This is a genomic window from Magnetococcales bacterium (assembly GCA_015228935.1).
Lineage (GTDB): Bacteria > Pseudomonadota > Magnetococcia > Magnetococcales > DC0425bin3 > HA3dbin3.
This window is the reverse complement of sequence record JADGCO010000147.1, coordinates 1-8,086: the sequence shown is the minus strand read 5'-3', so window position 1 is coordinate 8,086 and position 8,086 is coordinate 1. Positions and strand designations below refer to the sequence as shown.

The window sequence follows — 8,086 nt, the reverse complement described above, 5'->3', positions numbered from 1 at the left end:
TTAGTAAAATATTGAAATAAATCAGATTTTGCACTACAGATGACGAACATGGGTTATGATTTCGATGACCTCCTCCTGTTGGCTTATAAACTTTTGACCGAATTTCCCAAAGTGGCTGACCTGTATCGGCGAATCTATGGATATATCTGTATCGACGAAGCCCAGGATTTGAACGAGGCCCAGTATGCAGTACTGACCGCACTTTGTGGTGACACTTTTCGTAACGTGATGATGGTTGGCGATCCGAAACAAGCCATCTACAGCTTCAATCATGCCGGTCCAAAATATATGGAAAAATTTGGCATGGGATTCGGTGCGAAAATAGTTATATTGAATGAAAATCATCGATCTTCCCAGATTGTTGTGAATGCAGTAAATGCACTGGATAAAAAATACACCAGCGATGCTCCATCATCAAAACAAGGTGAAATATGGTTTGGAGTTGGTAACGATGAAGCCGATGAAGCCAGAATTGTCTGCGATAAATTACAACAATTTTTCGTCGAAGGGCATCCAGATGTGGAGGGTGGCCGCATCACGCCGTCACAATGTGCCATCCTGGGTCGCAACAGATATACGCTCATTCACGTGGAAAACACTTTGAAGGAACGGGGTATCCTTTTTCACAAACGGCTTGCTTCGACATATGAATACGAGTCGGACGTGGTCCAGGAATTTCAGTTGGCTCTGCGGGTTTATGCAAATCCCAGGGATCAATTGCACCTCAATGCCCTGGCAAAAAAGTGGGGAATCAGGCCAGATGACATCCAACAGCCGACAGATTCTCAGGGCGTGCTGACGCTGCTGGATCAGATTGCCGGAGGGGAGCGCAGACACAGGGCTATTTTTGCAGCCATGCAGATCATCCATGCCCAGACCCGGAGACCCGATTTGAACCCTTGCATCAAGATCATGCAGGATTATGCAAATACGTTTGTCCAGGAAGATACTCTGGAAGAACGTCGCTCCATCTACGATGATACCAAACTCCTGCTGCAAGAGTGGGATCAATACCTGCGTTCAGATGCAGCATCGACAAAGACGATTGCCGGGTTCATGAGCAACATGGCCCTGGGAACAACCCGGAAGCCCCAAGCCGCCGGTGTGGCCCTGCTGACCGTGCATGCTGCAAAAGGCCTCGAATTTGATGTTGTTTTCATCGTGGGCATGGTGGATGGAATTTTTCCGGATTATCGCGCCAGAAACAATCCGCAAGCGGTTCTTGAGGAAAAAAGAAACGCTTTTGTGGCCGTCACCCGTTCAAAAAGATTGCTCTGTTTGTCCTATCCAAAGACCCGCAAAATGCCTTGGGGTGACGTTTGGCACTCCCAGCCCTCTCCGTACCTGCAACTTGTAAGAACATCCATGGCCATTTAAGGCGTTTTCCTGAAGGCCCGGATGGTCAGCACCAGGAAAAGAATCCCTCCGACCACCGCGAGCAATCCTCCCAGGCCGGTACACCCCATGGAAAGTTGTTCCGGGAGAGTTTGCAAATGCTGGGCGGCTCCGGCGGTTTTGCGTTGAATGCCATAGACACCCGCCAAGGCCAGGCCGGCCACATGCAGCAGTGAACCGCCGCCGTAGAGCAGGAGCTGCCGGGAGGACCATGTCGGGCAGGGGCGTTGCCAACCCAGAAGCGGCAGGATGTGATAGGTCAACCCCATGTAGGCCAGGGTGATGGCGACAATGGAACCATGATAGTGGGAGGGAATGGTGACATTGACGCCCTGGATCAGGAATCCGATGACGCCACCGACTCCGAACAACAGGAGCGACAGGATCAGGGCCAGGCGTTGGGGCCGATGTTCAGGCATGGGTATCTGGCGGCGGAGCAGCAGGGCCACGACCAAAGCCAGACCCACCGGCAGCGTGGCCAGGCCGTTGCCGAAACGCATCAATTCACTGTAGGCAATCCGGTTGGCGGTCCCATCGACCGGTGTGATCCAATAATGGATGGCCGGGGCGGTCAGAACGGGCAACAATCCCAGGATCATGGCCAGGAGTGCCATGCGGGGGCGGGGATTGACAAGAATTCCGGCCAGACTGGCCAGCCAAAGCCAGACCACGAGCAGGATCTGGGTATGGGTAAACTGCAAAACATGTCCCGCGCCCCAGAAAAGAACCTCATAATAGGTCTCCCGAAACTGTTCCGAACTGCCAAGGGAAGCCGGAATGACCCAACGGGTCCAAAGCCAGATCAGGGCGGCCAGCCAGGCGATGGCCATGCCACTGCGCAGACCCATGCGCAAAACCCGTTCCGGCCCCGTGGCGTCATGAGCGGGATTGGCGGTGAACACCACCTGGCCAGCCATGACGAGAAACCCACTGATGAAACATCCCAGGCCAATGAAAAAGGCCCGGTTTTCCAGGATGGGGACATAGTTGTTCATGTAGGGGGCATCGACCCCCAGAAAAGGCGCAAAGGTGAGAATGAGTGCCCCGGTGATGGCCAGACCCAGGGCCGGAAATCCCGGACCGGTCCGATTCCGGGGCAGAATCAGGCTGCCCATGAGACCGGCAAAGGCGAGAAACCACACCAGAACCGAAAGATCGACATGGATCACCAGAGCGGTCTTGAAGGAGCCGGTCCAGGGAATCAGATCATGAAGGATCGGGGTGCGGGCCAACACCACCAGAATGACCACCAGGCCAGAACCGATCAAAGATCCAAGGGCCAGAAGCAACCAGCCACGGGCCAGGGAACGGGTGGAGCCATCCGGAGTCGGCAAGGCAAATTGTTCGACAGGCATGATCTTGACTTTCCAGTTGTCTGGCTCGGACCAGTCATTGTGGCCAACATCTGGTTTGGACCGAAAAATTGTGGCCGAGGTTAACGGGGAGCTGCGGCAGAGGGTACGCCACATGCCATAAGGGTCACCAGCGATTACTGATACGGGTTGCCTGTATAAAATTCAATCCAAAATCCACCACCCGATTTTTTGGCTTGGAAAGGAATTTTTCTTCCTGGTTTATGGGTGGCACTTTCCAGATATTGTGGGTTATGCTGGCGGCAGGGAGGAAGCACCATGACGACCATCACCTTCGATACCTTGAAATTTGTGCGCCGCCTCAAGGATGCCGGTATTCCCGAGCATCAGGCCGAGGCCATTTCCGATGCTTTCAAGGATGCCCAGGAAGCACGTCTGGACGAACTTGCCACCAAGAGAGATTTGAAAGATTTGGAACTCAAGATCGAGATGGCCAAGACGGAAACCATCAAATGGGTCATCAGTATTGGTATTGTCATTCTGGGTGGGGTGGCGGCCATCAATCGTCTTGCCCCACCACCGGCGATGTTATACGAACGCTCTCATGTCCAGGAGGCACGCCAGCCCCAGGAGATACGCCAGCCCTCTTTACCGGTCCAGTCGGGAAAATGATGCAAACACTCTTTGAAGAGAAAGTCAAATCATGGGGAAAATGTCATTGATTCAGTCATTTCCAGGCTGGCGTCCGCAGCCGGATCTGGCCGGCTTGGTTGCGGCACCTCCCTATGATGTCCTGAACCGGACCGAAGCGGCAGCCATGGCGGCGGGCAATCCCCACTCCTTTTTGCATGTTTCCAAGGCCGAGATTGGTTTGGATCCAGACGTCGCTCTCCATGACGAGAGGGTCTACCAATGCGCCCTGCGCAATTTTCGCAATATGAAGGCAACCGGTGTTCTGGTGCAGGACTCCCGGCCATGCCTGTATCTCTACCGGCTCATCCAGGGCGATCACGAGCAAACCGGGTTGGTGGCGGCCATTGCCGTCGATGCCTACCTGAGTGGCCGGGTCAAAAAACACGAACATACCCGCCCGGACAAGGAAGATGACCGGACCCATTTTGCCGACGTTCTCAATGCCAACTCCGGACCGGTTTTTCTGGTCTACCAGCAAAAAGAGACCATCGACCGGTTGCTGCAACAAGTCACCATCAGCAAACCTGTCAACGATTTTACCACGGCAGACGGAGTCCGACATACGTTCTGGATGGTGGCGGAGCCGCAATTGATCCAGGAGCTGGTGGTCGTGTTCGACGCTCTTCCGGCCCTGTATATTGCCGATGGTCATCATCGGGCCGCAGCCGCTGCCCGGGTGTGTCAGGCGCGACGTGCCGAACAACGTGATGTCGCCGATGATGCACCCTGCAATCGCTTTCTCGGGGTGATGTTCCCCGACGACCAGGTACGTATTCTGGAATACAATCGCGTGGTGCGGGATTTATGGGGTGCGTCGCCCCGGGAATTTTTGTCCCGGGTGGCAGAGCGCTTTGTCATCCAGCCCGCCGACCAGCCGGTCAAACCTGACCAGCCCCACTCTTTTGGCATGTTCGTGGCTGGAACATGGTATCGCCTGACCTGTCGTTTCGAGATATCGACGCTGCCGGATCCTGTCGCACGTCTCGATGTGAGCGTATTGCAGGATCATCTTCTGGAACCGATCCTCGGCATCGTCAATCCGCGTCTGGATGCGCGGATTGATTTTGTCGGCGGAATTCGTGGTCTGGCCGGACTTGTGGAGCGCGTTCAATCTGGAGAGATGGCCGTGGCCTTTTCTCTCCATCCGACGGCCATGGCCGATCTCATGGCCGTTGCGGATGCCGGACGGGTCATGCCGCCCAAATCCACCTGGTTCGAACCCAAGTTGCGAGACGGCCTGGTGATACAGGAAATTTGATCCAGACTGCGTCCACTCTGAAATGTGCGGTTTTTGGAAAGCGGATGTCTTCTCCCTTGTTCCCAACCCTGAAGTGTCTTGACACTGATGCCGATCAAATGGGTGAAACCGGATTGGGAAAGACCGGTTCTTTCCCGTGACACCCCATGTGAATGGATGGCGGCCAGAGCGCTGGATCCCCTTCTCCCTGTTTCTGGAAAACCCAATGCCCATATGGCCACCAGGAGGCATGCCCGGACCGTCCAACGCTGCCGTTTCTCTTCCCGAATCTGTTCCCGGTTGGCGTCGGTGGCCTTCTTCGGACGCCCCAACGGCTTGCCGCCAAAGCGGATTCCATGTTCCTTGCAGAAGCTCCTGTTGTCCCGTGTGCCGTAGATGCCATCGGCCAACACCACCCGGGTAGTACCCGTGGCGTTTCCTGAAGGCCTCCACGTGGCTCTACAGGTCGCCGCTTTTGTTGAGAGACCCTAAGTATTATTGAATTGACTGCCTTTGCAGACGGGCGGCATAGAAGCCATCCATCCCTTCCTGACCTGGTTCCACGGCAAAATCCCCGTCCGGGGTGACCATCTCCTCCCGGAGACCCTCCCGCAAGGGATTCACCGGCAACCGTCGCCATTCGGGATGCGTGGCCAGAAAGGCCACGATCTGTTCGGCATTTTCTTCCGGTTCCAGGGAACAGGTGGCATAGACCAGGCGTCCACCCGGTCGCACCTGGGCAGCAACGGCGTTCAAAAGCCGCTGTTGTTCGGCAACCAGGGTCGGCAAGGCATCTGGCCGTCGCCGCCATTTGATGTCCGGATGGCGGCGGATGATCCCCGTGCCGCTGCAAGGCGCATCCAGCAAGGCGGCATCAACCGGCCCGCCGGTCAATAATTTTTTCACAAAATCGACATCACCGGCATCTCCCGAGGCCACCCGAACACCCGGGGTCCGCAATCGGACCAGATTTTCGGCCATGGGGGGCAATCGTTCGGGGCTTTTTTCCAGGGCCAGGATGGCGGCCTTGCCCAGGGCCAGGGCGGCCAGATGCAGGGTTTTGCCACCGGGAGCGGCACAGGCATCCAGGAGGCGTTCACCGGGTTGGGGGGCCAGCAGGAGAGCCACCAGTTGGGCCGCCTCGTCCTGGACCATGAACCATCCGGCAGCATAGCCGGGCAACTCTTCCACCCGTCCGCTGCGACCGGTCAACCGGAGACCATGGGGGGAAAATTTGCAGCGTTCCACGTGAAACCCTTGTTGAACAAAGGTCTCCATGACCTGTTCCCGGTTGGTGAGCAGGGAATTGACCCGCAGGGTCAACGGCCCGGGATGATTTCCGGCATCCAGACGGCGTCGGGTTGCCGCCTCGCCCAACCGTGTCTGCCATCGTTGCACCAGCCAGGCTGGATGGGAATAGTGCAGGGCCAGGCGGGTCACCGGATCGGTCACGGCCTCCGGAATGGCCTGGGGGTCCAGGGTCACGGCCTTGCGCAGAACGGCGTTGACAAATCCGCCCATGGCCCGTTCCCGGCCCGCCTTGGCCAAGCGCACGGCTTCATTGACGGCGGCCCGGGCCGGAACGCGCATGAACAAGGCCTGATACAGACCGGTACGCAAAATGGCCCAGGTCTCCTGTCGCCGTTCGGCCAGGGGGTGCGTCATGCATCGGGTCAACAGGTGGTCCAACAGGGCAAGATGCCGAATCGCCCCAACCGCAATTTCAAACACCAGGCCACGATCCCGGGGTGAAAGATCCAGGGCACCGAACAGCAGACGGTCCAGGATTCCATCCAGGGAGTGGTGGTCCCGCACCACCCCCAGAACGGCACGGACTGCCAGTTGCCGGGGATCCGTGGCATGCAAGAAGGTCATGATTTTTCCCCCGTTTGTCGACAATGGCAATCCCGGCATTGTCGTAGAATTCCAACTCTTCTGCCGTCATGTTGATGACCCCCACCATTTTGCTTTCATCATTCACTGTCCGGCAATACGGAACGGAGTTGTCGCGCAGAGAGTGTTGCTCACGGATGCAGCTCCCGATTCAACCAGCAGCAGTCACATGCAGATGGTTGCCAACCGGGCGATCACCTCCTCCATGATGACTTGGGGAACCCGTTCCAGTTTATTTGCCTGTCTGGAACTGAAATCCAAAGCTCTGGGCTGGTCACAACGTATGACTCCCTGGGTTGCAGTGCCCGCGCCGCTCAAAGAAACAGCAAATCCTGACATCCGGGCAAAGGATCCACCCTGGGTAATGGGCAGAACGACAGAAACATCCCCGGTGGCCTTGTTGAAGGCAGCAGGAGATACCACCAGCACTGGTCTTCTTCCTTGTGTCTCATGGCCGGATGTGGGGTCCAGACTGACCATGTAGATGTCACCCCTCTTTGCTGTCACAGCAGCTCCTCTCCGATTGGAGATGAATCCAGCCATTCCTGCTCTGCACGTGAAGGGGGTTGTGTGGAGTCGGTTGACATGCCCAGCAACTCTTCCAACATGTAGTGCGGTCCTGGGACGGGATTGATGACCAGGGACCCATCCTCAATGGAAATGCCAACCGTAGCTCCTGCCTTCAGGGCCAGGATATCCAGAAGAGCTGGTGGAAGAGACAGCATTGTAGAGCCACCAACCTTGCGTAGTGTGGAAGTATACATCAGGGTCTCCCTGGTGAAGCAAAAATTATATGAAAATATAATATACCCAGGAAGTCCATTCAACGGAATTCGGTGGTAACCCACGATGACCTGACCCATTGCCACGATGCGCTTCATCTTATCCGAGGATTCATTGATTTTGAAGCATTTTCAAGCCAAGTGCATGATGCTTCTTCGGGCGTGGAATTGTCATGTAAATTCAAGGTAAACAGGTCATGGCATGGCACCACCAAAAATCTCCGACCACACACAACCATCCAGGACCTGGTCCGTCCACATCTGCAACGTTTCAAGGTCGGCGGCCCGTACCTGCGCTTCGACCCGGGCAGGCAGGTCGGCATGACGCCGACGCAGAATCCGGAGCAAAACGTTGGCCATGCCTTTTCGCTCGCCATCTTCCATGGCCTGCTCGATGGCTCCCCGTTTGTCGGCAATGGCAATCCCGGCATTGTCGTAAAATTCCAGCTCCTCTGCCGTCATGTTGGCAGCCATCGCTTTTTCAAACGCATGCCGAATCGGCGGCCAGGACATTTTTTCCGGAACGGTCTCCAGCGATCCGGCATACCGGATGAACCAGATCCATTGATCGAGAATACTCTCCACCTCTTCCAGGGTTTTTTTGAACTTTGGCAACTCAATGAAATAATAAAGAATTTCTTGCAAATATGTCTGTCCGGTAAGCGTCTCGCGGTGTTCATGGCGGGAAACGCAATGGTCGAAGCCGTCGAACAGAACGAAATCGGTGATCGTGATGGCAATCACCTGGTTGAGTTTCGGGTAATCCTCGCCCC

Annotated in this window: 7 protein-coding genes and 1 pseudogene; 3 read left to right on the top strand and 5 right to left on the bottom strand. The window is 55.9% G+C overall.

Annotated elements, in window-relative coordinates:
* The first annotated feature begins 48 nt into the window (after positions 1-48).
* Positions 49-1,377, top strand: coding sequence for an ATP-dependent helicase (locus HQL65_19570; protein ID MBF0138436.1), 1,329 nt, complete (start codon positions 49-51; stop codon positions 1,375-1,377).
* Here HQL65_19570 and HQL65_19565 read toward each other — a convergent pair.
* Positions 1,374-2,750: a cbb3-type cytochrome c oxidase subunit I gene (locus HQL65_19565; GenBank protein ID MBF0138435.1), complete on the bottom strand. Its 1,377-nt coding sequence runs from the start codon at positions 2,748-2,750 to the stop codon at positions 1,374-1,376. The two genes, HQL65_19570 and HQL65_19565, sit on opposite strands and share 4 nt — an antisense overlap.
* 276 nt (positions 2,751-3,026) lie before the next feature.
* Here HQL65_19565 and HQL65_19560 point away from each other — a divergent pair.
* Together HQL65_19560 and HQL65_19555 are read left to right on the top strand one after the other, a co-directional pair.
* Positions 3,027-3,269 (top strand): annotated as a pseudogene (locus HQL65_19560) (DUF1640 domain-containing protein).
* Between the two features lie 151 nt (positions 3,270-3,420).
* Entirely contained in the window at positions 3,421-4,659 is a 1,239-nt protein-coding gene (locus HQL65_19555; GenBank protein ID MBF0138434.1) for a DUF1015 domain-containing protein, read from the top strand.
* A 474-nt stretch (positions 4,660-5,133) separates the two neighbouring features.
* On the opposite strand, the gene rsmB is transcribed toward HQL65_19555, so the two are convergent.
* The 4 genes from rsmB to HQL65_19535 all read right to left on the bottom strand — a co-directional run.
* A complete protein-coding gene (gene rsmB / locus HQL65_19550) occupies positions 5,134-6,513 on the bottom strand; it encodes a 16S rRNA (cytosine(967)-C(5))-methyltransferase RsmB (GenBank protein MBF0138433.1) in 1,380 nt (459 codons plus the stop codon).
* A 183-nt stretch (positions 6,514-6,696) separates the two neighbouring features.
* Positions 6,697-7,074, bottom strand: coding sequence for a type II toxin-antitoxin system PemK/MazF family toxin (locus HQL65_19545; GenBank protein ID MBF0138432.1), 378 nt, complete (start codon positions 7,072-7,074; stop codon positions 6,697-6,699).
* Complete coding sequence (locus HQL65_19540) at positions 7,035-7,295, bottom strand: antitoxin (protein ID MBF0138431.1); 261 nt, start codon at positions 7,293-7,295, stop codon at positions 7,035-7,037. The genes HQL65_19545 and HQL65_19540 overlap by 40 nt, the downstream gene beginning before the upstream one ends.
* A 213-nt stretch (positions 7,296-7,508) precedes the next feature.
* The coding region (locus tag HQL65_19535) for a PD-(D/E)XK nuclease family transposase (protein MBF0138430.1) at positions 7,509-8,086 on the bottom strand (578 nt) is incomplete at its 5' end.